General features: G+C 56.8%; 24 protein-coding genes. 11 read left to right on the forward strand and 13 right to left on the reverse strand.

Translation table 11 applies throughout. From position 1 onward, the window contains the following. The first annotated feature begins 8 nt into the window (after positions 1–8). From RGB73_RS24480 to RGB73_RS24490, 3 genes are read left to right on the forward strand one after another with little or no spacing between them, the layout of a single operon-like run. The gene (locus RGB73_RS24480) at positions 9–1,325 is read left to right on the forward strand and encodes an ATP-binding protein (protein WP_310765404.1); all 1,317 of its coding nucleotides are present in this window, start codon (positions 9–11) and stop codon (positions 1,323–1,325) included. Next, positions 1,294–2,751, forward strand: a complete 1,458-nt coding sequence (locus RGB73_RS24485) for a sigma-54-dependent transcriptional regulator (RefSeq protein WP_310765406.1) — start codon at positions 1,294–1,296, stop codon at positions 2,749–2,751. The genes RGB73_RS24480 and RGB73_RS24485 overlap by 32 nt, the downstream gene beginning before the upstream one ends. Positions 2,752–2,774: 23 nt before the next feature. Beyond that, entirely contained in the window at positions 2,775–4,013 is a 1,239-nt protein-coding gene (locus tag RGB73_RS24490) for a benzoate/H(+) symporter BenE family transporter (protein WP_310765408.1), read from the forward strand. Positions 4,014–4,124: 111 nt separating this feature from the next. Here RGB73_RS24490 and RGB73_RS24495 read toward each other — a convergent pair whose 3' ends face one another. Together RGB73_RS24495 and RGB73_RS24500 are read right to left on the reverse strand one after the other, a co-directional pair. Then, positions 4,125–5,309, reverse strand: a complete 1,185-nt coding sequence (locus RGB73_RS24495) for a GGDEF domain-containing protein (protein WP_310765410.1) — start codon at positions 5,307–5,309, stop codon at positions 4,125–4,127. Between the two features lie 179 nt (positions 5,310–5,488). Beyond that, positions 5,489–6,361, reverse strand: a complete 873-nt coding sequence (locus tag RGB73_RS24500; protein ID WP_310774525.1) for an SDR family oxidoreductase — start codon at positions 6,359–6,361, stop codon at positions 5,489–5,491. A gap of 132 nt (positions 6,362–6,493) precedes the next feature. Between RGB73_RS24500 and RGB73_RS24505 the strand changes: the two genes are divergently transcribed. Continuing rightward, entirely contained in the window at positions 6,494–7,522 is a 1,029-nt protein-coding gene (locus tag RGB73_RS24505) for a helix-turn-helix transcriptional regulator (RefSeq protein WP_310765412.1), read from the forward strand. Here the strand turns inward: RGB73_RS24505 and RGB73_RS24510 are convergent. Next, a complete protein-coding gene (locus RGB73_RS24510) occupies positions 7,519–8,700 on the reverse strand; it encodes an MFS transporter (protein ID WP_310765414.1) in 1,182 nt (393 codons plus the stop codon). The two genes, RGB73_RS24505 and RGB73_RS24510, sit on opposite strands and share 4 nt — an antisense overlap. A gap of 391 nt (positions 8,701–9,091) precedes the next feature. Here RGB73_RS24510 and RGB73_RS24515 point away from each other — a divergent pair, with 391 nt between their 5' ends. Together RGB73_RS24515 and RGB73_RS24520 are read left to right on the forward strand one after the other, a co-directional pair. Continuing rightward, the gene (locus tag RGB73_RS24515) at positions 9,092–9,640 is read left to right on the forward strand and encodes a GNAT family N-acetyltransferase (protein ID WP_310765416.1); all 549 of its coding nucleotides are present in this window, start codon (positions 9,092–9,094) and stop codon (positions 9,638–9,640) included. A 1-nt stretch (position 9,641) separates the two neighbouring features. After that, entirely contained in the window at positions 9,642–11,105 is a 1,464-nt protein-coding gene (locus tag RGB73_RS24520; RefSeq protein WP_310765418.1) for a methyl-accepting chemotaxis protein, read from the forward strand. A gap of 100 nt (positions 11,106–11,205) precedes the next feature. Here the strand turns inward: RGB73_RS24520 and RGB73_RS24525 are convergent, their stop codons facing one another. After that, positions 11,206–11,613, reverse strand: coding sequence for a RidA family protein (locus RGB73_RS24525; protein ID WP_310765419.1), 408 nt, complete (start codon positions 11,611–11,613; stop codon positions 11,206–11,208). A gap of 349 nt (positions 11,614–11,962) precedes the next feature. Here RGB73_RS24525 and RGB73_RS24530 point away from each other — a divergent pair, with 349 nt between their 5' ends. Then, complete coding sequence (locus RGB73_RS24530; RefSeq protein WP_310765422.1) at positions 11,963–13,189, forward strand: MFS transporter; 1,227 nt, start codon at positions 11,963–11,965, stop codon at positions 13,187–13,189. Positions 13,190–13,196: 7 nt separating this feature from the next. On the opposite strand, the gene ssuE is transcribed toward RGB73_RS24530, so the two are convergent. From ssuE to RGB73_RS24545, 3 genes are all read right to left on the reverse strand, one after another. Beyond that, positions 13,197–13,760: an NADPH-dependent FMN reductase gene (ssuE, locus tag RGB73_RS24535; protein WP_310765424.1), complete on the reverse strand. Its 564-nt coding sequence runs from the start codon at positions 13,758–13,760 to the stop codon at positions 13,197–13,199. A gap of 82 nt (positions 13,761–13,842) precedes the next feature. After that, positions 13,843–14,700 carry an ABC transporter permease gene (locus RGB73_RS24540; RefSeq protein WP_310765426.1) on the reverse strand — a complete coding sequence of 286 codons (858 nt, stop codon included), beginning with the start codon at positions 14,698–14,700 and terminating at the stop codon, positions 13,843–13,845. A 17-nt stretch (positions 14,701–14,717) separates the two neighbouring features. After that, the gene (locus RGB73_RS24545) at positions 14,718–15,491 is read right to left on the reverse strand and encodes an ABC transporter ATP-binding protein (protein ID WP_310774527.1); all 774 of its coding nucleotides are present in this window, start codon (positions 15,489–15,491) and stop codon (positions 14,718–14,720) included. 419 nt (positions 15,492–15,910) lie between these two features. Here RGB73_RS24545 and RGB73_RS24550 point away from each other — a divergent pair, with 419 nt between their 5' ends. Both RGB73_RS24550 and RGB73_RS24555 read left to right on the forward strand, forming a co-directional pair. Next, positions 15,911–17,266, forward strand: a complete 1,356-nt coding sequence (locus RGB73_RS24550) for an LLM class flavin-dependent oxidoreductase (RefSeq protein ID WP_310765428.1) — start codon at positions 15,911–15,913, stop codon at positions 17,264–17,266. A 51-nt stretch (positions 17,267–17,317) separates the two neighbouring features. Next, a complete protein-coding gene (locus RGB73_RS24555) occupies positions 17,318–18,364 on the forward strand; it encodes an aliphatic sulfonate ABC transporter substrate-binding protein (protein ID WP_310765430.1) in 1,047 nt (348 codons plus the stop codon). Positions 18,365–18,452: 88 nt separating this feature from the next. Here the strand turns inward: RGB73_RS24555 and RGB73_RS24560 are convergent, their stop codons facing one another. From RGB73_RS24560 to RGB73_RS24575, 4 genes are all read right to left on the reverse strand, one after another. Continuing rightward, a complete protein-coding gene (locus RGB73_RS24560; RefSeq protein WP_310765432.1) occupies positions 18,453–18,995 on the reverse strand; it encodes an NADPH-dependent FMN reductase in 543 nt (180 codons plus the stop codon). 66 nt (positions 18,996–19,061) lie between these two features. Then, on the reverse strand, positions 19,062–20,219 hold the full coding sequence (locus RGB73_RS24565) for an ABC transporter permease (protein ID WP_310765434.1): 1,158 nt from the start codon (positions 20,217–20,219) through the stop codon (positions 19,062–19,064). Then, positions 20,216–20,953: an ABC transporter ATP-binding protein gene (locus tag RGB73_RS24570; protein WP_310765436.1), complete on the reverse strand. Its 738-nt coding sequence runs from the start codon at positions 20,951–20,953 to the stop codon at positions 20,216–20,218. Before RGB73_RS24570 ends, RGB73_RS24565 begins: the two co-directional genes overlap by 4 nt. A 27-nt stretch (positions 20,954–20,980) precedes the next feature. Then, on the reverse strand, positions 20,981–21,970 hold the full coding sequence (locus RGB73_RS24575) for a lipoate--protein ligase (RefSeq protein ID WP_310765439.1): 990 nt from the start codon (positions 21,968–21,970) through the stop codon (positions 20,981–20,983). Positions 21,971–22,210: 240 nt separating this feature from the next. Here RGB73_RS24575 and RGB73_RS24580 point away from each other — a divergent pair, with 240 nt between their 5' ends. Both RGB73_RS24580 and RGB73_RS24585 read left to right on the forward strand, forming a co-directional pair. Continuing rightward, the gene (locus RGB73_RS24580; protein WP_310765441.1) at positions 22,211–23,977 is read left to right on the forward strand and encodes a methyl-accepting chemotaxis protein; all 1,767 of its coding nucleotides are present in this window, start codon (positions 22,211–22,213) and stop codon (positions 23,975–23,977) included. A gap of 130 nt (positions 23,978–24,107) precedes the next feature. Next, positions 24,108–24,797, forward strand: a complete 690-nt coding sequence (locus tag RGB73_RS24585; protein WP_310765443.1) for an ArsR/SmtB family transcription factor — start codon at positions 24,108–24,110, stop codon at positions 24,795–24,797. A 517-nt stretch (positions 24,798–25,314) separates the two neighbouring features. Here the strand turns inward: RGB73_RS24585 and RGB73_RS24590 are convergent. After that, positions 25,315–26,205, reverse strand: a complete 891-nt coding sequence (locus RGB73_RS24590; protein ID WP_310765445.1) for a DMT family transporter — start codon at positions 26,203–26,205, stop codon at positions 25,315–25,317. Positions 26,206–26,288: 83 nt separating this feature from the next. Then, positions 26,289–26,753, reverse strand: a complete 465-nt coding sequence (locus RGB73_RS24595) for a hypothetical protein (protein WP_310765447.1) — start codon at positions 26,751–26,753, stop codon at positions 26,289–26,291. Positions 26,754–26,875: the final 122 nt, after the last annotated feature.

The following is a 26,875-nucleotide window of genomic DNA, read 5'->3' on the forward strand; positions in this document are numbered from 1 at the left end:
GGTCGACCATGCAGAACAAACAGGAAATTCTCGAAAAGCTGACCGGCATCCAGTCCTCCCGAAAAAGCTACTATACGGAACTGATCCACCTCGTGGAGGAAATGAAAAAGAAGAACCGGCAGCTGGCCGTCATCAATCAGTTGACGCAAATCCAGATCAGCGCCACCTGGCCGGAAACCAGCATGTACATCGCCAGCCAGCTCACGCAGATTTTGCCGTTTGCCCACTTCGCACTCACACTCGTCAAAGGCAGCAGCTACTCCTCCTACCTCTCGAGACGGGATGGCGAAGGGTGGCAATGCCATACGCTCGTAGGCGCCGTGCCATCCGAGCTGCCCGTCCACTCCCTGGACCGAGTGCTGCATCCAGCCTTTGCCGAGCTGTTTCCTGACCACTACGCCCTGTCCGTTCCGCTGCGCAGCCAGCTCAACCAGACATTCGGCTATCTCACCCTGCTGCAAGCGGATGAACAGCGGTCAGTGCCGGAGGATGCCGAGCTGTTCTCCCTGATCGCCAGCCACGTCGGCGTGTCCGTGGAAAATGGCCTGCTCTTCCAGGATGTGAGCGAAAAGATCAAAATCGAAGCCCAGCTCGTCCAGTCCGCCAAGATGGCCGCCATCGGGGAAATGGCAGCAGGTGTCGCCCATGAGCTGAACAGCCCGCTCACCGCGATTCTCGGCAACTCCCAGCTGCTCCTGCGGGAAATGAAAGAAAGTCCGGCCGCTCCCTTGATGAACGACATCTACCAATGCGGGGTGCGCTGCAAAAAGATCATCCAAAATCTGCTCACCTTCTCCAGGCAGGACGAGTACCTGTTCTCCACCGTCCCGCTCGACGATGTCGTGGAGGATGCGCTCGGTCTGGTTGGTTACCAGCTTTCCGTCTCCGGGCTGACAATCGTCAAGGAGCTGGTGCAGCCTCCTTTGCTCTTTCACGGAAGCCGGCATCAGATCGAGCAAATCGTGATCAACCTGCTGCTCAATGCCCGCGACGCCCTCGTCGGACGAGACGATCCCCGCATCGAGCTGCGTTCGTTTACACGAGAAGAAGACGGGCGGGCCTATGCAGGACTGACTGTTCGCGACAACGGCGCGGGGATCTCCCAGGACCAGCTCCCGCAAATCTTCCAGCCGTTTTATTCTACCAAGGACAGGACCAAGGGAACGGGGCTCGGCCTGTCCGTCAGCCTGGGTATTGCGGAAGCCCACGGAGGCAAGCTTTTTGCCGAAAGCCAAGAAAACAAGGGCAGCACTTTCACCCTGCTGCTGCCGCTGTTGCGAGAGGAGGCCCGGAATGGAGAAGAAACGGATGCTGATTGTGGATGACGAAACGGAGGTCACCTCGTTTTTCACCTACTTGCTCCGGCAAAAAAACTGCGACGTCACCGTGGCAAATACGGGCAAAGACGTGGATCGCCTGCTCCGGGGCCAGCCTGCAGGATTTCACGCCGCTCTGGTCGACTTAAAGCTGCCGGATGCGGACGGGCTGGAGCTGCTCAGACGGATCAAGGCGGCTCAGCCTTCCTGCGAAGTACTGATCATGACCGGATACAGCACCATCAAATCGGCGGTGACCGCGATGCAATGGGGCGCCAAGGATTACCTGGAAAAACCGTTCGACGACCTCGACAGCCTGGAGCGGATCATCGATGCCGTGCTGGAGTCGTCGGGACACGAGGAGGATGAACTCTCGAAGGAAGCCGCCCAGTACGGGATCATGTACGCAGAAGGCAGCCCGATGGCGAAGGTCGTCGCGATCGCCAAAAAGCTGGCGAAGAAAGCCATCCACATCCTGATCGAAGGGGAAACCGGGACGGGCAAGGAGCTGATGGCCCGCTTCCTCCACGGAGCCAGCTCACGAGCCCAGCAGCCGTTCGTCGCGTTTAACTGCGGGGCTGTCCCGGAATCGCTGCTGGAGAGCGAGCTCTTCGGCTACGAAAAAGGGGCGTTTACGGGGGCGCTCAAAGCCCGCAAAGGACTGTTCGAGCTCGCCCACAACGGCACGCTGTTCCTCGATGAAATCGGCGAAGCGCCGCCCTCTATCCAGGTCAAGCTCCTGCGCACCCTGGAGACGGGCGAATTCATGCGAATCGGGGCCGAGCAGGTCGGACAGAGCAACATCCGCTTTCTTTCCGCCACCAACCGCAATCTGGAGCATGAGGTGGAAATGAATCGCTTTCGCAGCGACTTGCTCTACCGTCTGGAAGGAATCAAGCTGTCGATTCCCCCTCTGCGGGAGCGGCTGCAGGACATTCCGGCAATCGCCCACGCCTTTTTGCAAAAACGGAACGGCTCCCCCAAAGCGATCGATCCGAACGCGCTGGAGCTGCTGCAGCGCTATGACTGGCCGGGGAACGTCCGACAGTTGATCAACGTGCTGAACCAGACCATTGCCCTGCACGAATGCGACACGATCGGCCCCGAGCATTTGCCGGCAATCCTGCGTGAAAAACCGGCGATTCCCGCCCCTTCTTCTGCTGCGCCCGGCCAGCATGCCATCCTCAGGGAGATCGACCTCGAGTGCGAGCGGTTCGTCGAAGCGATCGCCCGGAAGGTCACTTCCATCGAAGAAGTCGATTTTGATTATGTAATCAAGCGGATCAAGCTGCTGGAAGGAGAGGTAGGAAGGACGATTATCGAGAAAGGTCTTTCGGAAACACGGGGCGATCGGAAGCTGCTCAGCAAGAAGCTCAACATTACCAAGCGGACGATTCGCTATATTTTAAATGAAAAAGGATCAGGCACGAGCTGATCCTTGTTTGGGAGGCTATGTGTGTGGCATCATCCAACCCGCGCGGTTCTCATTCGGCGATCAGCCGTATCTCGGCAGACTTTTCCGTGTCTGCTCTGGTCGTCGGCCTGATCGCCACGCTGGTATCTTACGCAGGGCCCTTGTTGATCGTCTTTCAGGCAGCCAAAGCGGCCCATGTAAGCGACGAGCTGCTCTCCTCCTGGATCTGGGCGATCTCGATCGGGAGCGGACTCACCGCTATCGGGCTCAGTCTCCGCTACCGGACTCCGGTCATTACGGCGTGGTCGACACCCGGGGCTGTCCTTTTGGTCGGGAGTCTCTCGCTCTACCCTTTTCCTGACGCGATCGGCGCCTATCTATTCTCGGCGGCGGCGATTACGCTCATGGGCGTCTCCGGGCTCTTCTCCACCATCATGAAGCACGTTCCGGCTGCCATCACGACCGCGATGCTGGCTGGCATCCTGCTGTCGTTTGGCGTGCAGGTGTTTGTGTCGCTGCAACAGCTCCCGGCGCTTGCTCTGCCCATGATCCTTTGCTACTTGCTGGCAAAGCGCTGGTCTCCGCGTTATGCGGTAGTGTTTTCCCTGCTCGTCGGAGTGCTCGCGGCGCTTGCCATGGGCCGCTTTGCTCTTGGCACCATCCAGGTCGCGCTCGTCTCCCCTGTCTTCACCTATCCCGCCTTTTCGCTGGATGCCATCATCGGTCTCGGGATTCCGCTGTGCATCGTCACGATGGCTTCCCAAAACGCCCCGGGGATCAGCGTCTTGCAGGCAGACGGTTACGACACGCCGGCCAGTCCGCTGGTCGCGACGACAGGGATCGCTTCGCTCCTGCTCGCCCCCTTTGGCGCCCACGGAATCAATCTCGCCGCTATTACTGCCGCGATCTGCACGGGACGGGAAGCCCACCCGGACCCGGCCAGGCGCTACATTGCCGGAATCGCATGCGGCGCCTCTTATCTCGTATTTGGCATGTTCGGCGCCACGATCGCTTCCGTGTTTTCGGCTTTCCCGAAAGAGCTGATCGCCGTCATCGCCGGACTCGCCCTCTTCGCTTCGCTCGGATCCAGCCTCGCCTCTGCGATGGGCGATCCCGCTGCACGGGAAAGCGCGCTGATCACATTTCTCGTGACGATCTCCGGCATTACCGTCGCCGGCATCGGCTCGGCATTTTGGGGACTCGTCGCAGGGGTGATCACAAATGCGCTGCTGACCGGCAATGTCCAGAAGTGGATGTCCTCGAAACGGCATTCATCCTCCTGAAGGGCTTGCCGCGCCTGTGGCCTCTGGAGTGGCCGATGATCGGGGAATGAGCGGCGGCTGCAAGCCAAAGGCCGGAAGCTACTTCCGGCCTTTTTGCTTGTCTGACGATTTTTACGACGGTAACGCTTCCCGGTTTTCGCTCCAGACGCGTGCCGCCCCATCCCTGCCGTTCTCCTTGGCCCGATACAAAGCCTTGTCACAGGCGATATAGAGCTCGTCCAGCTGGGTATGCCTGTCAGGAACGACGGTCAAAAGCCCCATGCTAAGGGTGAATGTCACGGGCAGGTCAGCCGCTGCCGCTTCCCTTGTTGTCCTTTTGATCTGTTCGGCGACGGCAGATGACTCGGCCTCGTCCATCCCGGGAAAGAGGATCGCAAACTCGTCGCCGCCGTATCGTCCGAACAGATCCCCTTCTCCCAGCACCCCTTTGATCGTGTCAACCAGATGTCGAAGGACCTGATCCCCGATGTTATGGCCGTACGTATCGTTAATTTTCTTGAAATGATCGACATCGAACAGCAAGAGCGTAATCGGTTTTTTCTTTTTGGCGTACATATCGAGGCATTGCATGGCCCGAGCGACAAACGTCCTCCGATTTAGGATGCCCGTCAGCTCGTCGAGGCTGGCCATCCGTATCAGCTCCTGGTCGGCCTGTTCCTTGAGCAGCAGGACGAAGCCCGTATTTCCCAGGATCATCACGAGATAGAGGGCCAAAAAGGAGAAGGTCTGGGCGACTCCCGGCGTGAAGATGTCCATGTTGTTTACCGATGTCAGAGCGGCCACGCCCCTGCACGTCAGCGATAGGAAGACGAGGAAATACAGTGCGCCGATCATTCTCATCAGCAGGGAGGCGTTGCTTTCTTTAAACAGCCTGTAAGCCGGAATGACCAAAAAGAGGGCGATGCCCAGCGATGCAAAACCGATTCTTGCCGCTCCGGTATTGTAGAGGTGAAGCAGCAGGTGAAACCCGCCGATGCTCAAGGCCATAAGCGAGATGTAGACCTTTCTGGCGCCCCTGTCAAAGGCCTTTACCAGCATCAGCATCGCAATCGCCTCCAGGGAAGTGCCCACGAACAGCAGCGTATACGCCATGGAAATGGATAGCCAATCGGGGATTCCCCCGCGCAGCGCAAGCAGCAGCCACGCCAACGCCTGCGTGCACTTTGCAAAAAAGAAGCTCGTGATTTTGGCATCTTTTTTGTGGTGGCGCCAGTACGCGCTGATCAGGATGACGGTAAATAAGTGCCCGACACCCAGCGAGAGAATGATTGTTTTCATATCCAGCAAGAAGTCCATCAAAAATTCACCATTCCTAGTAAAAAGAGCATGCAAATCAAGGAAGAGTATATCAAAAAAGGATGGCTTTCCATAGAAACGATTTGGAAACGATTTGGACACATTTCATCAGGCAGGAAAACAAAAAGGACCTTTCCGCTTCCGAAAGGTCCTCCCCGCTTCTTTCATCCTCTTTGCTGTTAAAAACCCTGCTCCTTCGCGTAGTTTCCCCAGTGCGGCCGGCTTCCGTCCCGGTCCGTAAACGGATACTCCTCGGACAGCCCCCAGGTGCTCCAGGCTTTTCCCGACTTCTGCGCGATATCCGGGTCCGTGGCAAGGGCCACGACTGCCCGGCCGATATAAGCGGGGGTCTCCGACATGAGGAAATGCGGGTCTTTTTTCGCGGCGTCCCGCCAATTTTCCTCGGTCACGCCGAAATGGTCCAGCATCTCTTCGGAACGCAAAAATCCAGGGGTCAGCGCCAGTGCCGCAACGCCGAACGGGCGCAAATCCTCGGCCATCGCCTGCGCCACGTGGATCACAGAGGTTTTTGCGAGGCTGTAATACAGATTCCCCCTGTACCGATAGTCGACGCCGTCGGTGATTTCAATGATCAGGCCGCGTTTTTGCCCGATCATGAGCGGCGCTGCATAATGGCTCGTGATCAGATGCGTATGGATGGCCCGCGTTTGCATGAGCAGCCCTTTTCCGAGCGTGTTCTCCCAAAACGGCTTTCCCCACTCAGTCAGCGACTCTCCGCCCCAAATATCGTTGACCAGCAGATCCAGTTGCCCGTTTTGTTCTTCTTTCACGCGCTCGAACAACGCTCGCACCTCTTCTTCCTGCGTGTGATCCACCCGCACCGCGATCCCTTTTCCCCCGGCCGCCGTGACCATCTCGGCCGTTTCCTCGATCGTCTCGGTGCGTCCGATATCTGACAGGTTTCCCCGCACGCTGCGTCCTGTCACGTAGACGATCGCTCCCGCTTCGCCCAGCGCCACTGCGATTCCCCGGCCTGCTCCACGCGTGCCCCCGGCGACCACTGCCACTTTTCCCTGCATAGGCTTTGCCATTTCCATTTTTCTTTCCCTCCCGGATTCCTGTGCTTGCTAAGCCTCTTCAGTGTACCGCCGGCAATATGACAACTGCTGTCATATTCGGTAAGATACAATCAGGAGAAGATCAAGGAGAAAGGGGAGGGTGACATGCGGGCAGATCGCTTGGTATCGATCCTATTGCTGCTGCAGAACCACGGACGGATGACTGCCAAGGAGCTGGCGGAAAAGCTGGAAGTATCGGAGCGGACGATTCACCGGGACATGGAGGCCCTCGGCATGGCGGGAGTGCCGGTCTATGCGGAGCGCGGGACAAACGGAGGATGGGCCTTGACCCAAGGATACCGTACAGACTTGACGGGACTTACGGCAAACGAGCTCCAATCGCTCCTGCTCGTCTCGCCGACCGCCACGCTGGGCGATCTGGGAATGCGCGGAAGCTTTGAGGCGGCGTGGCAAAAGCTGCTGGCGGCCTCCCCCGCAGGCACCAGGCAAGGCGCCCAGTACGCCAGGGAGCGCATCCACATCGATGGCGCTGGATGGCATCAGTCCGAGGAGTCCATTCCGTACCTGTCCATGGTACAGGACGCGATCTGGCAGGAGAGAGCCCTCTTCATCCGCTATCTGAAAAACCCGTTTCAAAAGTCTTATCAGGAAGCCGACTCTTCCGTCCGGAACTCACCCGGCTCCCCTGCGCCCACCGGCGCAGAAGACACCGTGGAGAGAATCGTCCATCCACTCGGACTGGTGGCCAAGCGCAGCACGTGGTACTTCGTCGCCCAGGTAGGAGAAGACACACGTACTTACCGGGTCTCACGGCTGGCGGAGGCGCGCCTGTTGGATGAATCCTTCGAACGCCCCGCGGACTTTGACCTCGCCGAATACTGGGAGCAATCGACAGTCGCCTTTCAATCCAGCCTCCCGCGCTATCCCGCACGTATCCGGGTAAAAGAGCATTCGTTTGCCAGGCTGAAGCAGGAGAGGTACGTCCAAATAAAATCCACCCATCCCGCAGACAAGGAATGGGTGGAGGCCGATGTGCAGTTTCATACGCTGGAGTCCGCTTGCGAAATCGTGCTTGGGTACGGTTCGCGCATGCAAGTGATAGAACCCCTGGAGCTGCGGACAAAGGTAATCGCGGAGGCGACAGCAACCCTCGCGCTGTATCCCACCTCTTAGGCTGGACTGGCCGATCCCGTCTCCCGCGTCTCTTTACCAAGCCCGAGCAACACGATGGTCCCGATCAAAAGCACGGCCGTGAACATGCCGAAGATAAACGAGTAGCTGTAATGCAGCGACGTGTAGTAGCCTACGAGATACGGCGCAATGATACTGCCGATTCTGCCGACCCCGGAGGCAAAGCCCGAGCCTGTAGCCCGCAGCGGAGTCGGGTAATTCTCCGGGGTGTACGCGTAAAGTGCGCCCCACGCTCCGAGGTTGAAAAAGGAAAGCAAGGCTCCGGTCAAAAGGAGCATACCTGTCCCGGTGCTATTGCCAAAAGCGTAGGCCATCACGCCTGTCAGGAACAAAAACGTAGACAGCGTCTGCTTGCGGCCCCACTTCTCCACCAAGTACGCCGCCGCGAAATATCCCGGCAGCTGGGCAAGCGTCATGATCAAGACATACTGGAAGCTTTTGATCATCGTGAAGCCTTTGTCGACCAGCACAGACGGCATCCACAGAAACATGCCGTAGTAGGAAAAGGTGATGGCGAACCAGACGATCCACAGCGTGATCGTTTCCCTTCGGTGTGAAGTCAGCAAGTCTTTCAGAGGGACTCGCTTCTCCTGCTGCTGGAACTTCGGCGATTCGGGGATCGTCCGCCGGATAAACCACGCGTACACCATCGGAAGCGCCCCGATTGCCACGGCCGTTCTCCAGCCGTATACCGGAATCACGAAATACGAGATGACGGCGGCCAAAATCCAGCCCACTGCCCAAAAGCTCTCCAGCAAGACGACGGTTCGTCCCCGCTTCTCCGGCGGAGCGAACTCGTTCACCAATGTGGAGGCGACGGGAAGCTCAGCTCCCAATCCCAGCCCGATGAGAAAGCGAAACAACAGCATGACCGAAAAGCCGGTGGCAAACGCGCTGGCCAGGCTCGCCGCTCCGAACAGCAGCAGCGTTAGCATGAACACCGGCCTGCGACCGATCCGGTCCGCCAAATAGCCCCCGACGAATGCCCCGATCGCCATTCCGACCGTATTGCCCGTCCCGAGCATGCCTGCTTCCTCTCCGGACAACCCCCATTCCTGCCTGAGCGCAACCATAATAAATGATAAAAGTGCCACATCCATCGCATCGAACATCCAGCCGAAACCGGAAGCCCAGAAAACCCTTTTATAGTCCGCTGACATAATTCCCCTCCTTTTCAGTTTTGCTTTCCTAAGTTTTTCCTGTTCGGCCATAGTGGATTCGCTCCAGCAAAATCGCCAGGCAATTCCCTTGCCGGTCACCAGGGAATAATTACACATCCAGAACCAAATTCCTTTATATACCCGTTTTTTATTCATGTGAAACATAAATTTCATGATACTTTCCAAAACTTGACAAGTTATTTTTTAGTAGTATAGAATTTTACAGAATCCGACATTAACTTACACAATTCGAAGTTAGTTGACAGAGAATTGCCTCTGAACATCCCTTTTCCGATGGGAGTGACGCCTTAGGAGAAGATCGAGTGAAAGAAGCAAGAACACAATCCGATTTAAAAAAGAGAGAGAGAAACATTGTTGTGGAGTGGGAAACATGTACAAACAAGTAGATTCTGCCAAAACGTTGGAACTGTTCCATCAAATCAAGGAAACGGTCTGGAGCTCCATGGGCTTTGAAATGGAGTATGCCAAGGATGGCTCCGATTTGTATTTGCTGATCGCGGAAGACGGTCAGGCAGGTGGCACTTTTGAGTTCACGCCGTATGCGAAATCGAACGCGTTTATTCATTCGCTGTTTGACGATGTCGTCACAGACGAGATGAAGGTCATGGAGGTCGACAGTCTCGCCGTTTTGCCTGCGTATCGCGGAAAGCTGGGCAGAGAGGGAATCTGCCTCATGATCGATTATGCCGAAAAACATGGCTATACACACGCGATCGGCATCGCGGACCCCTCCTTTTTTCGTTCGGTGAACGAGAGGTACCGCATACGCGCGACGCAAGTCAAAGAAAACATCTTCTATAAAGGGGCTGAGGCGATCCCGACTCTGTTTCACCTGAAAGAAGTTTATGCCGATAAAGAAAATGAGAAGTATTCGTGGTACCAACCATCCCATCCTAAAAAAGTCGAGGTCATGAACTGATATGGATCTTTTACGGAGAAGGAACAACTGGGTCGTCACCGTCTTTGCAAGCATTATCACCGTTGTTCAAATCGTCAATCTGCTGGTTGGAGTCCCGCTCTCCTTCGTTCTGACAGTATTGGGAATCCTGTATGTCGTACTGGCTCCTTTTACCTACATCTCCAACCGGCCTGAATTGCGGGAGAAAATGGCTCCCTTCATGAAGTATTTCAATTTTGTCGTGATCGGGATCTTCATGTTCGTCATCGTGCATTTGGATCCGTATATGGTCAACATCATGACGATCATGTTTTTTGTGGCTGTAATGGGCATCTATCAGGATAAGATCATCAACGCGCTGACCATTGTGACTACACTCGGTATCGTGTCGTACTACTTCTTCACGCAGGGCGAAGGGATTTTCCATACCACCTCCCCTGTCGACCTGATGTACTACCTGCTTACCTTCTGCTTCGTTTCTGTCACCAGCATGATGCATGCGTTCTTCAACAACAAGCTGCAAAAAGAGAGCGAAGCGCAAAAGCGGGAGGCCATCGAGTCCAAAGAATCGCTCCAGCGCGTATTGGATCGAATCAACCACTCTCTTGCTTCGGTACAGGAATACCAGGAAAATCTCAATAAAGTAACCGATGGCGTCAATATTCGAGCAGTCGAAACCGTGAAATCCCTGCAAGAGATTCTCCAATCGTTCAGCGTGCAAACGGACAACACGAACGAGCTGAAGAACGAAATGGCTTCCACCAACGTCCAAGTCGAGGACATGACCCGCTCCGTGACGGAGATGCACGACTACGTAGAGTCTACGAAGGAAGCGACTCAGGAAAGCCGGAAGCGCATCGGCAACATCGGCAGCGACTTCGAGCGGTTTATCACAGACATCCAAGGGACGAACAGCCTCATCCAGGAGCTGTACAAGGAAACGGAGTCCATCGAAAAAATCATCCAGACGATTTCCGACATCTCGGCTCAAACCAATCTGCTCGCGCTCAACGCGACGATCGAGGCTTCCCGGGCCGGCGAACACGGCAGAGGCTTTGCCGTCGTAGCGGACGAGGTGCGCAAGCTGGCCGAATCTTCCAAAGTGTCGTCCGAGTCGATCGCCACGCTCTTGATGACGATTCGCGAAAAAATGAAGAGAGTCTCGGACATGATTTCGTCGTCACAGCTTTCTTTTGAAAAAAATAGCGAAGGCATTCTGGAAGTGCAGGAGATGTTTGCGAATGTCGACAACTACATGCAGGACTTCGCGGACAAAACGAAGTATTTGCAAGAGTTTATCGTCCATGTGCACAGCATGATGCAGGAAGTCGGGGCGAAAGTCGACCTCAACGCCGATATCACGGACAAAAACAAGGAGAGCCTGGAGGATGTTCTCGTCCTCGTCTCCGAGCAAAAAGAAGAAGTGGTCAAAGTCTCCGGCGGGTTCGAAAAGATCGAACAGCAGATTCGCGGGCTGAACATCTAAGGCACCAAGCAAAGAATACTCTTTCGAAACAGAACAAGCTGGCGACGGCACTCATGCCGACAGCCAGCTTGTCTTTTTTTCGGGAAAAGGTCCACACCTGCTATTCATTCGTCACGGCGATCGCTTCGATCTCGATGAAAAACTCTTCCCTGATCAGCTTCCTCACTTCGACCGCAGAGCTGGCGGGCGGAGTCACGGTGTTTACGTACGCGTCGCGGACGTCCCGGACCGTTTGCATCTGCGTGATGTCAGTGACGAAAAAAGTCAGCTTGACGACGTCGTCGAAATCGGCCCCCACGGCTTCCAGTGCCGCCTTGATATTTTCGAAAACCTGACGCGTCTGCGCTGCAAGGTCTCCCTCTCCGACGAGCTGTCCGTCGCGGTTCAATGGCACCTGTCCGGAAATATACACCGTTTTTCCGCCCCTCGCCTCTACGACGTGTGAATAGCCAAAGGACCGGGGCATCGTGTCCGGGTTCAAAAAGGTCAGGCGCTTTTCGCTTGTCATGTGCGTTTTCCCCTCTCTCGTCTGTCGTTCCTCTACAGAGATTACACATCCCTGCCCGGAATCCTGCCAGCTATGTTCCCGATCGGCTAAACGGATATGCGACGGCATCAAAAGGCCGCGTACGTCAAAAAGCCAACTCCGACTATTGCAGCCGCGGGGGAAAACATGGTATGCTTTCCTTACACAAAAAAGAAGATACGAGCTCACGATGATACCGGGAGCCTGATATGGCGGAAGGCAGCGACCTTCACGCACAGTCAGGCTCCTTATTGTTTGTTATAGGGCCACGATTCAGGAAACAGGCAGCGAGAGTGTCCTCGGCCCGAATATGACGAAAAGGGTGTTGCACGTGAGGGAAGTTTTGAGGAATCGCCAGTTTCGCAAGCTGTTCCTGGCCAATTTGTTTTCGGGATGCGGCCAGGGCATGACGATGATCGGCATTTCGTGGTATTTGGTAGAATCGACTGGCTCGGCCGGCCTGCTTGGCACGACGATGCTGATCTCGTCGATTTTGACACTGCTCGTCGCCCCGTATTCCGGTACGCTGATCGACCGCTTCTCGCGCAAGGCGATCCTGCAGCTCGAACAGCTGGGCGGCTTTGTGGTTCTTGCCTGCTTGGCGGCGTGGGGGTTTTGGGGCGATTACCAGCCTTGGATGATGGTTCTCATCTTTTTGGCGTCGCTGCTTCTTTTTCAGCTTCATGAGCCGACCCAGGCGGCTTTCGTCCAGGAGACGTTTGCGCCGAAGCAGTACCACGCAATCAATTCTCTTTTGGAAATCGAAAACCAAACCGCCCTGGTCCTCGCCGGTGCGTTGGCCGGTCTGCTTCTGGAGAGCTACGGGCTGCATATCGTTCTGCTGCTGAACGCGTTGACGTACCTAGTCGCCTTTTGGCTGATGACAGGGATCGAATATGTGTCTGCGATTCGGCAGCAAACCAAAAAGTCCCACCCTGTCTCCTGGGTGGAACAATTTCGGCAAAGCTGGGTGTACATCAAAGAGAGGCGAGGCTTTCTCACCTTTGGAACCGCCGCCCTGATGCCGTTCATCGCCGTCATGCTGGCCAATCTGCTCAACCCGGTCTTTGTGAGCCAGACGCTCCGCGAAGACGTAAAGATCTACTCCCTGGGAGAAGTGACGTACTCGGCAGGAGCGGTGGCCGCCGGCATGCTGATCCTCTGGATTCAACGAAAGTGGGGCGCTTACGGGACGATGCTGGCTCATTACGCTTGGATGGCGTTTGCCTTCATTCTGACCGTAGCCCTCCCCTCAGGCTGGATGTTCATCCTGCTCTCGGCGATCATGGGCTGGTGCAACGTCTCCACCAGACTGATCCGCCAGACGATGTACATGGAAATGCTGCCCAACCGCCTGATCGGCAGAGTGATGAGCTTTTTCAAGTCCGTCGGCACGCTGATGAGGCTGCTGCTGCTCGCGCTGTTCACGACCATGACGGATTCGATCGGTCCTGCTGCCGGCTACCTCGTACTCGCGGGTCTTCTGCTGGCGGCAATGCTGGGGGTTGCCGTCTCGATGCCATTCTTGATGCGGCAGGCGGTCGCGGCGGAGGAGTAAAACTCTGTCAGCTTCCTTTGCCGACCTTTTGACGCTCCGCGAACCAGGTGAGCTCACTCACGAGCTGTCCGACTGAGTCGCGGAGACGCTCAGCCGCTTGTTCCGCTACCTGGGTCGTCCCGTCTTCCTTTCGAACCACGAGCGAATCGAGCACGAATGCTCCGGCCAGTACGTGTCTCGCTCCCAGTGCGGACAATACCGGCTTCAGGGCGTAATCGATCGCCAGCAGATGTGCGATCGTCCCGCCGATCGCTACCGGCAAGACGAGCTTGTTCTCCAATCCTTTTTGCGGCAGGAGGTCCAGATACGATTTCAGTACGCCGGAGTACGCAGCCTTGTAAATCGGGATCGCCACCACGACGGCATCTGCCTTTGCGATCAGCTCGTTGGCGGCCGCGATGGCGGGACTGTCGAAGCGAACATGCAGCAGATCTTCTGCCGGCAGATCGCGGACATGGATCCATTCAGCCTGCTGTCCTGCCTCCCGCAGCAGCTGATCTGCGTATCCCAGTACGCCATCCAATCTGGAACCTTTGTAGGGACTTCCTGATAGTATTACGATGTTTGCCATGCTTCTTCTCTCCTTTTCTACTGTGTTCAGATGTGCTCCTGTCTTGCGGATCGAAGCTGTCTCGCTCCTGCGCGCAGGAGCTTCATCCGTTGTAGCTGTCGCGCCATTTCAGCCATCTTTTTTCAAGGGAGCGGACCAGCGAGTCCGTCGCCTTTCCAACCAGGGCAAAAATAACGATCCCGACAAACACGACGGCGGTCTGGGAGAATTGCCGGGCGTCCATGATCAAGTAGCCGACCCCTTCGCTCGACCCCATCAGCTCTGCCACGACCAGTCCCAGCCACGCTGCTCCCAAGGACAGCCGCACTCCCAGAAGAATGTTGGGGAGCGCCGCAGGGAGAATCAGGTGAGTGATTTGCTTCCAGCGGCTGAACTGAAGCACTCTGGCTACGTCAAACAGCTTGGCATCGACACCCCGTATCCCCAGGAATGTATTCACATACAGCGGGAAAAATGCCCCTTTGGCGATCAGCAGCACCTTGGAAAACTCGCCGAAGCCAAACCACAAAATGAACAGCGGCGTCACCGCCAGATGCGGGATTGTTCGTAGCATTTGAACGGACGGATCGAGCGTTTGCTCCACCCGGCTGGAAAAGCCGACGGCCAGCCCGGCTGCGAGACCGACTGCACCTCCGAGAAAAAAGCCTGTCGCCGCCCGTACGACGCTGATATGCAAATGCGAAAGCAGCTCCCCGCTCGCCAGCAGATCATACGCTGCGAGCCAGATCCGTGCGGGCGTCGGCAGCATCGTCTCGGACACGATCCCCAGCTCTCCCGCCAATTGCCATGCGATCAGGACGACAGCCGGGAGGATCAATCCCTTGAGCCAGACAGAGGCCTTCGTGCTTGTGCCTGCTTTCTCCAGCCCCCTCGTCTTTTTTCGGTTCAGTCCGGCTGAAGCCGGGGCCGCTGCAGAAATTCCTTCCGCTTGATTCCTCATGTCTTCGCCACCTCCATTCAAATCCCCGATCGGTCGACCAATTCCAACTCTTCTACCTTCTCAAATTCCCGCAAGACAAGATGACGCAGCTCCTGAAAGGAACGGTTCGCCTTTTTGCGCGGGGCAGGCAGGTCGATCGGCACGATTCGCTTGATGGAGCCCGGGCGCGCATTCATGATGACGACCCGGTTGGCCAGGTAGATGGCTTCGTCGATATCGTGGGTCACCAATATCATCGTCGTCCTGTTTTTCTGCCAGATGTCCAGCAGCACATCCTGCATGTGCGAGCGCGTAAACGCGTCCAGCGCACCAAACGGTTCATCGAGGAGCAGCACCTGCGGACTGCGCAGGAGCGCCCGTGCGATCGCTACACGCTGGGCCATTCCGCCCGACAGCTCGCGGGGATAGGCTTTTGCAAAGCCTTCCAGGCGCACGAGCTGGATCAGCTCCTCCACACGCTGGCGAACGCCTGGATCTTTCAACGGCAGATTGGCAGCGATGTTTTTTTCTACCGTCAGCCAGGGAAAAAGCCGCGGCTCCTGGAAAATGAAGCCTTTATCGATGCTCGGTCCGAGCACGGGCTGATTCGCGAGCCGGACGCTCCCGGAATGCTCGGTATCCAGACCGGCAATGATCTTCAGCAGCGTGCTTTTCCCGCAGCCGCTTGGCCCGATGACAGTGATGAACTCGCCTTCCTTTACCGAGAGCCGGATGTCCCTGAGCGCTTGGGTCACTCCCTTGGGCGTCTCGAACGATTTGTCGAGCTGACTGATCTCCAGCAGCGCTTTCATATCCGCACTCCTTTCGCTCGCTGTCTTTCCTTGAGCTTTCTCTGACCCAACTCTCATCCACTCCTCCTCATGTGGTTGCAAAAAAGAGGCACAGTCGAGTGGACTTCCACAAGACCGTGCCTCCAGTTGTCTGGTTGGCAGAACCGATTTTAATCCCTATTTGTTTTGTCGGTATTGAGCGCTATGGTATCATCTCGCCTTGATCCCTGTCAAGGGAACGTCGTAGAAACGTTTTTCATATTCGGGTTGACGCCCTTCTCATTTGTTGCTATGATCCATTTCATACTTGATCACTCGGATTTACCCCTATGCCGACCGGACTACCGGAGGCCTCCTTCCCAAAGCGACCGCTACCATCGCTGACGGAAAGAGGCCTTTTTTCGTCCACGTGCGGCCATTCTCTTAAGAGGTGATGAGACATGAGCACTCCCACGCGTACGCTGCATCTGAATCTTTTCCTGTCCAGCATGGGACACCACGAAGCCGCCTGGCGCCATCCATCCTCCAAGGTAGCGGACATCCTGGAGTTTTCCCACCTGCAACGGCTGGCTCAAAAAGCGGAGCAGGCAAAGCTGGACTCGCTGTTTTTGGCGGACCGGTACGCGACTTCGCGGAAAGCCGTGAAATACGGAGCCGTCAGCGGACTGGAGCCGCTCACCCTCCTGTCCGCCCTGGCCGTCGCCACCAGACGGATCGGCCTGATCGCCACCGTCTCCACGAGCTTCAACGAACCGTTTAACATCGCCCGCCGCTTTTCCTCCCTCGACCATCTCAGCAACGGCCGGGCCGGCTGGAACATCATCACTTCCGGCACTGACGGCGAGGCGCAGAACTTCAATCACGAACGGATTTTTGAACACCACGCCCGCTACGAAAGAGCCCATGAATTCGTCGATGTGGCGCTTAAGCTGTGGGACAGCTGGGAGGCGGATGCCCTGCTTCAGGACAAATCCTCCGGCATTTACGCCGACAACAGCAAGGTGCACGAGATCAACCACAAAGGCAAGCATTTCGCGGTGCGCGGTCCGCTCAATCTGCCCCGTTCTCCCCAGGGTCGCCCGCTGCTCGTCCAGGCCGGCTCGTCCGAAGACGGAAAGGAGTTTGCCGCCCGCTATGCGGAAGCCATCTTCACCGCCCAGCAGACACTGGCCGACGCACAGGCGTTTTACGCGGATGTCAAGTCGCGGGTCGTCCAGTACGGACGGTCGCCTGAGCATGTAAAAATCCTGCCCGGGATTTGCCCGATCATCGGCGAAAGCGAAGCCGAAGCCAAGGAAAAGGAAGCCGAGCTGCACGAGCTGACCCATCCTGCCTACAGCCTGCTCCAGCTCTCCAACCGAATCGGCTTTGACTTGTCCTCCTACCCGCTGGATGGCCCGTTGCCCGAGCTGCCTGCGACCGAGCAAATCGCTGGTCACCAAAGCCGCACCCAGCTGATTCGTGACCTGGCTCAACGGGAGGATTTGACGATCCGCCAGCTGCTGCTGCGGCTTGCCGGGGGGCGCGGTCATCGGACCATCGCCGGTACGGCTCGGCAAGTCGCGGACGAGTTGGAAGCATGGTTTACACAGGGAGCGGCGGACGGCTTCAACATTATGCCGCAATTGACGAGCGGCGGGCTCGACGACTTTCTCGATCAGGTTGTCCCCGAGCTGCAAAAGAGGGGCCTGTTTCGCACCGAGTACAGTGGACGCACCCTGCGCGATCATTACGGTCTGCCCGTCCCGCCCAACCAGTTTTCGCAGGCGAATGCCATTTCCCACCAATTTCAATGACGGAAGGCTGCATGGTACCGTCCGCCGTGAAAAAGAAAGGAAGAAGCTGCTATGTCTCAAACCAATCAAGCTGCGTTTTACTGGAGCCGCCTCCTCCTTGCATCGCTGCTTCTCCTGCTGACAGCGTGCGCCAATGGGCAGACCGCCACCGGTGGTTCACAGCAGGGCCAGACGGCAGCCCAGGCTGGGGCGAAAGAAAAAGTCGTGGTCAACATCGGCATCCAGGGCAGTACCGGCATACTGGCCTACGCCAGGGACAAAGGGATTTTTGAGAAAGCCTTTGCCCAGGCGGGTGCTGAAGTAAAGTGGCACGAATTCGCCAGCGGCCCTCCCCACTTTGAAGCGATTGCCTCCGGACGCCTCGATTTTGGCGCAACAGGCGGTACCCCGGTCATTTCGGCGCAAACCGGCGGCGTCGATTTCAAAGCAATCGCCGTGACGAGCGACGGAAAGCGAAACAATGCCATCGTCATCCCGAAAGACAGTCCGATCACGGACATCCGGGAGCTCAAAGGCAAGAAGATCGCGGTCGCAAAAGGCAGCAGCGCTTACAACTTCCTGTACATGGTGCTGGATCGGGCAGGCCTCAAAGCCGATGAAGTGCAAATTATTCACCTCCAGCCGGACGAGGCGAGACCCGCCCTCGATACGGGTGCCGTCGATGCGTGGTCCGCCTGGGAGCCGTACGTCACGACCGCGCTCGTCCAGACGCAGGCAAAAGCCTTGGTAACCGGAGAAGACCTGAATATTTTCGCCCCCGGATTTTTGGTCGCGCGCACCGGCTTTACGTCAGAGCACCCCGAGCTGACCGTCCTGTTCCTGAAAACGTACGAAGAGACACGCCGCTACTACGTAGCCCATCTGGACGAAGTGACCGACGAGCTCGTGAAGACGAGGAAGCTCGAGCGCGAGATCATCAGCAGAGTCCTGCAAAACTCGAATCCCATCCTCTCTCCCGTCACGCCGGAATTCGCCGAGGCGCACCAGGAGCAGGCGGACTTTCTCTACTCCGTCGGCGCGATCAAAAAGAAGCTGGACACGTCGCAAGTGCTGGACAGCAAATTCGTAGAGCAGGCGCTGCGCGAGGCAGGTCCTTGAAGCCACTCCCGCTCCATTAAGAAAAAAACCAGGACACCGCAAGATAGCGATGTCCTGGTTTTTTGCCCGTATCATCAGGCTGCCGTACTCATCTGCAAGCCCGCTCCAGCGCCTGCAGCACCGAGGACAAATCTGCCCGAAGCTGCTCATCCGTGATGGCGCCGTTTTTGTCCATCTTCATCGTGATGTGCGGGATGATCAGCGTCCCGCCTTCCACCACTGCCGCATTGATCATGCCCAAGGTCAACAACAGGGAAGCGTGGGCCTTGTCGCCGCCCATTGGGGTAGGCGAGGCGCTGATCACGGCCGTCGGCTTTTGCAGGAAGACGGTTGTGGACACCAGCCAATCCAATGCGTTTTTCAAGACGCCCGGCACGCCGTTGGCATACTCGGGGGTGCAGATCAGCACTGCATCGGCTGCCTGTATGTGCGCCCGCAGCTCTCTGACCTCGACAGGTCCGTCTCCGTGGTCGTCGTCCGGATTGAAATGCGGGAGATCGCCCAATCCTTGATAGATCTTCCAATCCATCCGCGATGGCGCCAAGCCGATCATGGCGTTCATCAGCGCAGTGTTGGACGAATGCTTGCGCAAGCTTCCCGAGATCGCCAGTACGCTCAACTCTTTTTTCACTGCCTCATCTCCCTTTTTTTTGCACGGCCGTTTGCCAATCAGTTTCCGATCGGACAGCCAGCTTTGTCAGCTCCAGGCGATAGCGAGCCACAGCAGGATATTCAAGGCAGCCTGCGACGTCAAAAGCACCCGGCGCACCCATCTGGCAGCCAGCTTTTGCTGCTGTTCATTGATCGGCAAAAGCGGGTACCGGTTGCGGTGGCGAGCCTGGTTCCCGATCCCTTTGAGCTGGCTCGCGGACAAAAGGAGGAACAGCACGAGGACGGCCGCTTTGGCCCAAGTCCCGGGGAGCATCAGGACCAGCAGCGAACTGAGAATGACCAGGCGGAGGTACATCCCGGCCAAGTCCCCTCCGCGAAGAAACGAGGTGAACAGCAGGAGCCGTCCCGCATTGGCCGGCTTGTACGGGATCAGCCTGGCGACCCAGACGAGCCATTTTCTCGGCTTTACGCGCTGCTGCAAGGAGGGGACATCGCGAAACTGGTTGGCGATCTGGTAAAACCTGAGCCGCAGTCCGCTTTCCATCTCCAGCAGGCGGTACCACTGGTAGGCGTGTCTCTTCCACATACGCATCAGCCGGACATGGAACCAAACGAGGAGCAATGCCCACGCCAGCACGCCGTACGGAATGTGCCCGTAGGTGAGGAAGCTCCCTTCGCTGAGCATCCAGGCGAGCGCGAAGTACGTCAGGCAAAAGCGGGCCAGCGCGTACATTCTCTGCTGCTTTCTGTCGGGCAGCCTCAGCGCGATCCAGCTGCTGTATACGTTCCACCCTTTGAGCAGCAGCGGAACCAGCCAATACCACCACTTCTGAGCGCCGCTGACGCCGACTGTGCCCTGATATAGCGGCAAAAACAGCAGCAGGACGAGAAAGACTCCCACGCTTTGCACGGCGAAATTGTAGACTTGCGTCTTTCGAAAATAGCGGGCCATCTTCGTTTCCGCAGGGGTCAAAAAGAGCAAATCCGCCTCCTGCAAAAAAGTCCGGTGCGGGCTGCGGGTGACGAAGAAGGCGAACACCGCCGCGAGCGCGTACGGAACGGGAAACCACGCGGGAACCGCCTGCACAAGTCCCGGGTAGTAATAGGCGAGCAGTCCGCAAAGGAAGACGGCCACCATGAGGACGCCCCCATTTGCCATGTACTGCCCGTAGCGTACGAGCTCCGTGGAAAAATGCTTCAGCCGCGCGCGAAAAATCGCATCCAAATCGAGATTCATCTTCATTCTTCTTCCACCAGCTGCAAATAGATATCGTCCAGCGAGCGGTCGGGCATCCCCGTGCTGCGCCGCAGCTCATCCAGCGTGCCCTGTGCCTTGATCCTTCCTTTGTGCAAAATGATGAACCGGTCGCAGTACTTTTCAGCCGTCGCCAAAATATGGGTGGACATCAGGATGCCGGCCCCCTGCTCCTTGCAGCGCTCCAGCCACGTCAGCAAGGTGCGGATGCCCAGCGGATCGAGTCCGAGGATGGGCTCGTCCACGATATACAGCTGTGGACGAACCAGCAATGCCATCATGATCATGAGCTTTTGCCTCATCCCTTTGGAAAATTGTTGCGGGAACCGATCCTTGGCCTCTTCCATGCGAAACTCCTGCAGCAGCGGAAAGGCTCGCTCTTCGAACACCCGCTTTTCCAGGCCATGACTCATCGCAGCCAGCTCCAGATGCTCCCAGAGCGTCAGCTCCTCGTAATAGATGGGAGACTCCGGAATGTAGCCGTAAGCGTGGCGATAGCTGTCAGGATCGGTATGAAACGTCTTCCCGGCGATGCTGATCTCGCCTTCCCTCGGCTCAAGCAGGCCAAGGATATGCTTGATGGTCGTGCTCTTGCCGGCTCCGTTCAGCCCGATCAGCGCGACGATCTCCCTCTCCCGGATGTGAAACGAGACATCCTTGATGACCGCATGGTTGGCGGAGTACCCGCCCGTTACCCCTTTTACTTCCAGCAAGGTTGCCATGACCACTCTTCCCTTTCGTTCACTTGCTCATCCGAATAGCAGCGACAAAAATGCCTCGCGATCCAGATTGCCGAAAAACTCCTGCAGATTGACCTCTCCCAGCACCTGTCCGACGGCTTGGCGGTCGTAAGGCACATCGCGCAGCAACGCTTCGAGCTCGGCCACGTCCCGCACCCCGAAGAAATCGCCGTAGATCTTGGCTTCCTGGATCCGTCCTTTGGCAATGTCCAGCTGGACTTCGACCGTCCCGACATCGAATCGCTTGGATGCCCGGAAGTTGCTTTTCGGAGACTTTCCGTAGTTCCAGTCCCAGCTTTGGTAGCGAGCCTTCGACAGCTCGTGAATGTTCGTCCAGTCTTCCTCGGTGAGCTTGTACTCCTCGATCTCCCCGCCCCCGAATATGGAGTGCAGAATGGCCAGCCGGAACTCCTCGATGGTCATTTCCTTGTCCAAAAATTCCACGATGTTGGCGACCCTGCTGCGGATCGACTTGATCCCTTTGGATTGGATTTTCTCCGCATTGACTTTCAGGGCGTTCACGACGTTTTCCATCTCGGAGTCGAACAGCAGGGTCCCGTGGCTGAACATCCGGCCCCTGGTCGAGTACTGGGCGTTGCCGGAAATTTTCCGCTCTCCCACCTGTATGTCGTTGCGGCCGGTCAGCTCGGCTTCCACGCCCAACTTCTTCAAGGCTTGCACGACCGGCTCCGTAAATTTGCGGAAGTTGTGAAAGGACTGTCCGTCATCGTTGGTGATGAAGCTGAAATTGAGGTTGCCCAGATCGTGGTAGACGGCCCCTCCCCCAGACAGCCTCCGGACGACGTGAATGCCGTGCTCCGCCACGTAGTCTGCGTTGATTTCCTCGATCGTATTTTGATTCTTGCCGATGATGATGGACGGTTCATTGATGTAAAAGAGCAGATAGTCATCGCTGGCGGGCAAATGCCCCAGCGCGTATTCTTCTATGGCGAGATTGATCCGGGGATCCGTGATTCCCTGATTGTCGATAAATTTCATCGGACTAGCCTCCATCCCAAACAGTCTTTCCTTCATCATACCATGTTCAACCAAACATCGCTTCTTTCGCCCGGCCCGAAACCGGCAGTCGGGTGCAATCGCCCAGCCTTTGAGCGGTGGTCCTGTCAGCCCGATCGCATTGTTCGGATGCGTCTTTTTATTTTCAGACTAAATTTTATCTTCTGTCATGTCGATATAAACGGTATACTCACACAACGCAACAAGGTAGGTGTCCGCTTCATGAAATCCGTTCAACCAGCCAAGACCGTCCAGTCCCGGTCTTTGAAAACCAAGCTCGTTCTGATGTGTCTGATTCTGTTGGCGATTCCCAGCCTGATCATCGGCATTCAAGGTTATCTTTCGGCGAATAACAGCTTGAATGAACTGGGAGCTCGCTCGCTCAAAAACAACGTCAACTTTACCATCGAACTCATCGATTCCTTGCAGACGTATGTTGACGCGGGGAAAATCACCCTGGAAGAGGCCCAGGAGCAAGTCAAGTCCCACATCCTGGGGCCGAAGCAGGCAGACGGTACCCGGACGATCAATCAAAATATCGACGTCGGTGAAAACGGTTACATTTTCATCCTGAGCGACAAGGGGACTATGCTGGCCTCGCCTAAAATGGAAGGGAAGGAATCGTGGGATGCCAAAGGACCGGATGGCAGATTATTTACCCAAGAAATCATCGGGAAAGCAACCTCCGGCGGCGGATATACCGAATACCAATGGGCATCTGCCCACGACCCCAACGTCCTGGCACCGAAAATCACCTATTCCGAGCAAGATCCGGATTGGGGCTGGATCGTCTGCGCAGGGACGTATATGGAGGATTTCAACAAACCAGCCAAAACCGTCATGTACAGCGTCCTCATCTGTTTGGGCGTGTTCCTCTGTCTCGGAGCCGCCATCTCCTGGATTTTTGCCAGCCGCATCTCCAAACCGATCGCCGCGATGGCAGCTGCCGTGCGCCGTGTAGCCGATGGAGACCTGACAGTAGGACAGGTAGCTGTGAAAAGCCGCGATGAGGTCGGTCAGCTCGCGAGCGATTTCAATGTCATGACGGAAAGCCTGCGCGGGCTCATTCAACGCGTAGGCATGAGCGCCGAGCACGTCGCTTCCACATCGGAAGAGTTGACGGCGAGCGCCGAACAGACCAGCAAGGCGACCGAGCAAATTGCGGTTACCATGCAGGAGGTCGCGGCAGGCAGCGACGCACAGACAAAAACTGTCGAGGATGCCTCCCGCACGATCACAGATATGTCGACCCGTCTGCAGCAAATCGCCGTCAGCAGCGAACAAGTATCGGAGACGGTAAAGGGAGCCTCGGAGGTCGTGAACGGCTGCAAGCAGGCGATCGGCACCGCCATCTCGCAGATGAACTCGATCAGCAGTACCGTCAGCGGGCTCTCCACCTCCATCCAGCTGCTCGGTCAACGCTCGGCGGAGATCAGCAAGATCGTCGAAGTGATTACATCGATCGCCGAACAGACTAATCTTTTGGCCCTGAATGCCGCGATTGAAGCCGCGCGCGCAGGGGAGCACGGGCGAGGATTTGCGGTCGTGGCAGACGAAGTCCGGAAGCTGGCCGAACAGTCCGCCCAATCGACCAAACAGATCACCGGCCTGATCGCGGCCATCCAGAACGATACGAGCGAAGCCGTCCAGTCCATGCAGTCGACCACTACGGAAGTCGCTGCAGGGATCGAAGTCGTCAACAGCGCCGGACAGTCTTTCCAGGAAATATGGAACGGCATCCAGGTCGTCGTCGAGCAGATCGCGGAAGTGACGAAAGCCACCACGTTGATGAGCGCAGGCGCTTCCGAGGTCGTCCGCTCCATCGATGTCATTACGCAAACGGCGGAAGCGACCGCATTCGGCACGCAAAATGTCTCCGCCGCTGCGGAAGAACAGCTCGCCTCCATGGAAGAGATCGCTTCTTCCGCCGCTTCCCTCTCGCAGATGGCGGAGGAGCTGCAGACACTGGTACAGCGGTTCAAGGTGTAAGAACGAAAACTCCCGCAGCGCAGAGAAAGCGCCAGTCGGGAGTTTTTTTGCGGATGGGAGAAGCCACAATTCGCTGACGACCGAAGTGTGGATGTGATACGCTATATCTCAAAAGGAGGTATGATCCCATATGACTACTGCGCCAAACGTCGGAGAAATTGCCGTTCTGATCGGGGAGCCTTCCCGCGTCGCCATGCTGTTGAGTCTCATGGGCGGCAAGGCCCTGCCTGCAAGCGAACTGGCCCGGGCCGCCCGCATCACGCCCCAGACTGCAAGCTCCCATCTGTCCAAGCTGGTCGACGGGGGGCTGCTGGTCAACGAGTCTTACGGACGCCACCGCTACTACCGGCTGGCCAACGCAGAGGTGGCCCACGCCCTGGAAGCGTTGCTCGCCATCGCAAGCCCCAAACCGGTCCGTTCGTTGCGCGAGTCCGATCAGCTGCGGGCCATGCGCTACGCCCGTACCTGCTACGATCATTTGGCCGGAGAAATCGGGGTGGCGCTGACGGATCAATTGCTGGCCATGCAGCTGATCGAGGAAGCGGAGCACGACTATGTGCTGACGAAGGCTGGTCAACAAAAGCTATGCCAGCTGGGCGTCGATGTGGCGCCCAACCCCAAGAGTCGGCGGCGCTTTGCCCGTCCTTGCCTGGACTGGAGCGAGCGGCGCCATCATCTGGCGGGAACGCTGGGGGCATCGCTGACGAATCGGCTGTTCGAGCTGGGCTGGATCGAGCGTATGCCGGACTGTCGGGCCGTTCGCCTTACGTCTTCGGGGGCTAGCGGACTTGCCGAGCATTTCGGGTTGACGCTCACGTAAACCTCGTCGTGTTTCAGGCTTTCCGATTGGACTGCTTTTGGTTTCATCACTGCTTCTTGAAAAGCATAAAAGCGTGTTTGGGTGATCGCTTCGTAGTTCTTTCTTTGGCCTGCTCGGACTCTTGTGCCGGGGACGGAAAAAGGGGAAAACGCTCCAGGTTCGTAGGGACACTGCTTCTACGTCCTACCTGGCCGGCTGCACTCCAAAAGGGGAACGGCGGCCAAAGTTGCCTTATCGATGAGGCTTCTCATGGATGGCCGCTCTAGCATGTTCCCCTTTTTCCGCTCCGCCTGGGTCGTGTCCCTAAGACCTTCGCTTTTTTCCCCTTTTTCCTGGACAGCTTTTGGTTCCATCACTGCTTCTTGAAAAACGTAAAAGCGTGTCTGGGTGTTCGCTTTGCAGTTTTTTTTGGGGGCTCGCTCGGACCTTGTGCCAGGTACGGAAAAAGGAGAAAACGCTCCAGGTTCGTAGGGACTCTTGCACGGATGCCTTCCCTGGCCGGCTCCGATCTGCTTGGTCACTTTTTGAGAGCCGTCACAGCCAATGGCTGCTTCCGTTTGGCGGAAAACGTCCAGTTGACCAGAAAGATTCCCGCGAAGATGAGCAGGCCGCCTGCGTATACATGCCATTGGACGATCTCACCCAGCAGGAGCCAGCCAGACAGGACGCCGAAAAACGGGGCCAGGAAAAGAAAGGCGCTGGTCCGACCGGGGTCTCCCTGGTTCAGCAGGTAGAACCACGTGGCGAACTGGACGATCGAAGCCATGATTGCAAGCCAGAGGACGATGGCGATAGATGCGGGGGTAAGCACCATTTTCGGGACTTCCAGCGTCACACCCATTGCCAGGAGGAGCATGCCTCCGATCAGCATTTGATAAGCGGTCATGACCCAGACATTGAAGCGTGCGCCCCACTTTTTTACCAGAAGCGTGGCGATTGACCAGGAGACGGCGGAGCCGATGCCGAAAAGCGTGCCTGTCTCCCATTGCAGATGGGACCCGAGCGTGATGAATACGCCGACGATTCCGAGAATCACTCCTGCCCACTGCGCGAAGCGGTATTTCATGCCGAGGAAAACCGTTCCCCAGATGACGACCAAGAGTGGATTCATGAAGGTCAAAATCGATGATTCGCCAGCCGTAATCGTGCGCAGGCTGAGAAAAATGCAGCCCATGACAGCGGCGGTCTGCAAAAAGCCGATGAGACCTATTTTCGCCCATTCGCCGAGCGATGACGGTAACGGTTTTTTCCGCACCCACCACGCCATGAGCAGCCCCGCGATCGTAAACCGGAAGCCAACCAAGAGCAGCGGCGAGAAATAAGCAAGCCCCAGCTTCCCGACGGCGAAAGAAGACCCCATCAGCGACGTGGTTACGATGACCAAAACAGCGAACAATACCGGATTCATGAGAATTTCTCCCATCCTTCCCACAGATCGTTTTTTCTAGTGTATCTGATGGTTATTTCGACGGGAGACGAAGCATGAAAGAATTATTTCCGCATCGCTCTCTTGCCCCCTGGCTTGAATACGGAAAGAAAAAAGATTGCGGCGAGCGAGAGAATCTGCAGGATGATGCCGCACCAAAGCAGCGCGCTGCTTTGGCCGGACGCCGCAGCTCCAAAGGTCCAGACGTACATCCCCACGGGTCCAAGCAAAATGGCGAGAACTGACAGTACCTCCTTTGCGATGACCCAGTGATAGCGCAGAAAGCCCCAATGCGTCCATGCTGACAGCAACAGCCCGGTGACCAGCGTCCCGATGGTCGATGCCCTGACGGAGGTTTTCGACAGAGCGTGCATGACCGTGTAACACGACTGGGTCAGACCGGAATCTTGGGATGTCGTCGCGACGATGCTCAGGACGAGAAAGATGACGGCACCTCCGAGCATGATGGCTGAAAAAATCACGTGCAGCAGCAGAAGCCACTTTTTTTGCGTCATGCTGATCTTGTTCATTTATGCGTTCACCTCGTTCAGTCGGTAGGTGAAACATGCAAACGTGTCGGGTAAGCCAGTCGGGAGGTAGGCAAAGAAAAGGATGGGAGGTTACGCATCTAGCGTGGGACAAAGTACAGGTG

This window comes from Brevibacillus brevis (assembly GCF_031583145.1).
GTDB lineage: Bacteria > Bacillota > Bacilli > Brevibacillales > Brevibacillaceae > Brevibacillus > Brevibacillus brevis_E.

Bases quoted from the DNA above. Each gene is read 5' to 3' on its own strand.
- RGB73_RS24480 (WP_310765404.1), top strand. From the start codon at position 9: ATGCAGAACAAACAGGAAATTCTCGAAAAGCTGACCGGCATCCAGTCC.
- RGB73_RS24485 (WP_310765406.1), top strand. From the start codon at position 1,294: ATGGAGAAGAAACGGATGCTGATTGTGGATGACGAAACGGAGGTCACC.
- RGB73_RS24495 (WP_310765410.1), bottom strand. From the start codon at position 5,309: ATGGACTTCTTGCTGGATATGAAAACAATCATTCTCTCGCTGGGTGTC.
- RGB73_RS24500 (WP_310774525.1), bottom strand. From the start codon at position 6,361: ATGGCAAAGCCTATGCAGGGAAAAGTGGCAGTGGTCGCCGGGGGCACG.
- RGB73_RS24505 (WP_310765412.1), top strand. From the start codon at position 6,494: ATGCGGGCAGATCGCTTGGTATCGATCCTATTGCTGCTGCAGAACCAC.
- RGB73_RS24510 (WP_310765414.1), bottom strand. From the start codon at position 8,700: ATGTCAGCGGACTATAAAAGGGTTTTCTGGGCTTCCGGTTTCGGCTGG.
- RGB73_RS24515 (WP_310765416.1), top strand. From the start codon at position 9,092: ATGTACAAACAAGTAGATTCTGCCAAAACGTTGGAACTGTTCCATCAA.
- RGB73_RS24520 (WP_310765418.1), top strand. From the start codon at position 9,642: ATGGATCTTTTACGGAGAAGGAACAACTGGGTCGTCACCGTCTTTGCA.
- RGB73_RS24525 (WP_310765419.1), bottom strand. From the start codon at position 11,613: ATGACAAGCGAAAAGCGCCTGACCTTTTTGAACCCGGACACGATGCCC.
- ssuE (WP_310765424.1), bottom strand. From the start codon at position 13,760: ATGGCAAACATCGTAATACTATCAGGAAGTCCCTACAAAGGTTCCAGA.
- RGB73_RS24540 (WP_310765426.1), bottom strand. From the start codon at position 14,700: ATGAGGAATCAAGCGGAAGGAATTTCTGCAGCGGCCCCGGCTTCAGCC.
- RGB73_RS24545 (WP_310774527.1), bottom strand. From the start codon at position 15,491: ATGAAAGCGCTGCTGGAGATCAGTCAGCTCGACAAATCGTTCGAGACG.
- RGB73_RS24550 (WP_310765428.1), top strand. From the start codon at position 15,911: ATGAGCACTCCCACGCGTACGCTGCATCTGAATCTTTTCCTGTCCAGC.
- RGB73_RS24555 (WP_310765430.1), top strand. From the start codon at position 17,318: ATGTCTCAAACCAATCAAGCTGCGTTTTACTGGAGCCGCCTCCTCCTT.
- RGB73_RS24565 (WP_310765434.1), bottom strand. From the start codon at position 20,219: ATGAAGATGAATCTCGATTTGGATGCGATTTTTCGCGCGCGGCTGAAG.
- RGB73_RS24570 (WP_310765436.1), bottom strand. From the start codon at position 20,953: ATGGCAACCTTGCTGGAAGTAAAAGGGGTAACGGGCGGGTACTCCGCC.
- RGB73_RS24575 (WP_310765439.1), bottom strand. From the start codon at position 21,970: ATGAAATTTATCGACAATCAGGGAATCACGGATCCCCGGATCAATCTC.
- RGB73_RS24580 (WP_310765441.1), top strand. From the start codon at position 22,211: ATGAAATCCGTTCAACCAGCCAAGACCGTCCAGTCCCGGTCTTTGAAA.
- RGB73_RS24585 (WP_310765443.1), top strand. From the start codon at position 24,108: ATGACTACTGCGCCAAACGTCGGAGAAATTGCCGTTCTGATCGGGGAG.
- RGB73_RS24590 (WP_310765445.1), bottom strand. From the start codon at position 26,205: ATGAATCCGGTATTGTTCGCTGTTTTGGTCATCGTAACCACGTCGCTG.
- RGB73_RS24595 (WP_310765447.1), bottom strand. From the start codon at position 26,753: ATGAACAAGATCAGCATGACGCAAAAAAAGTGGCTTCTGCTGCTGCAC.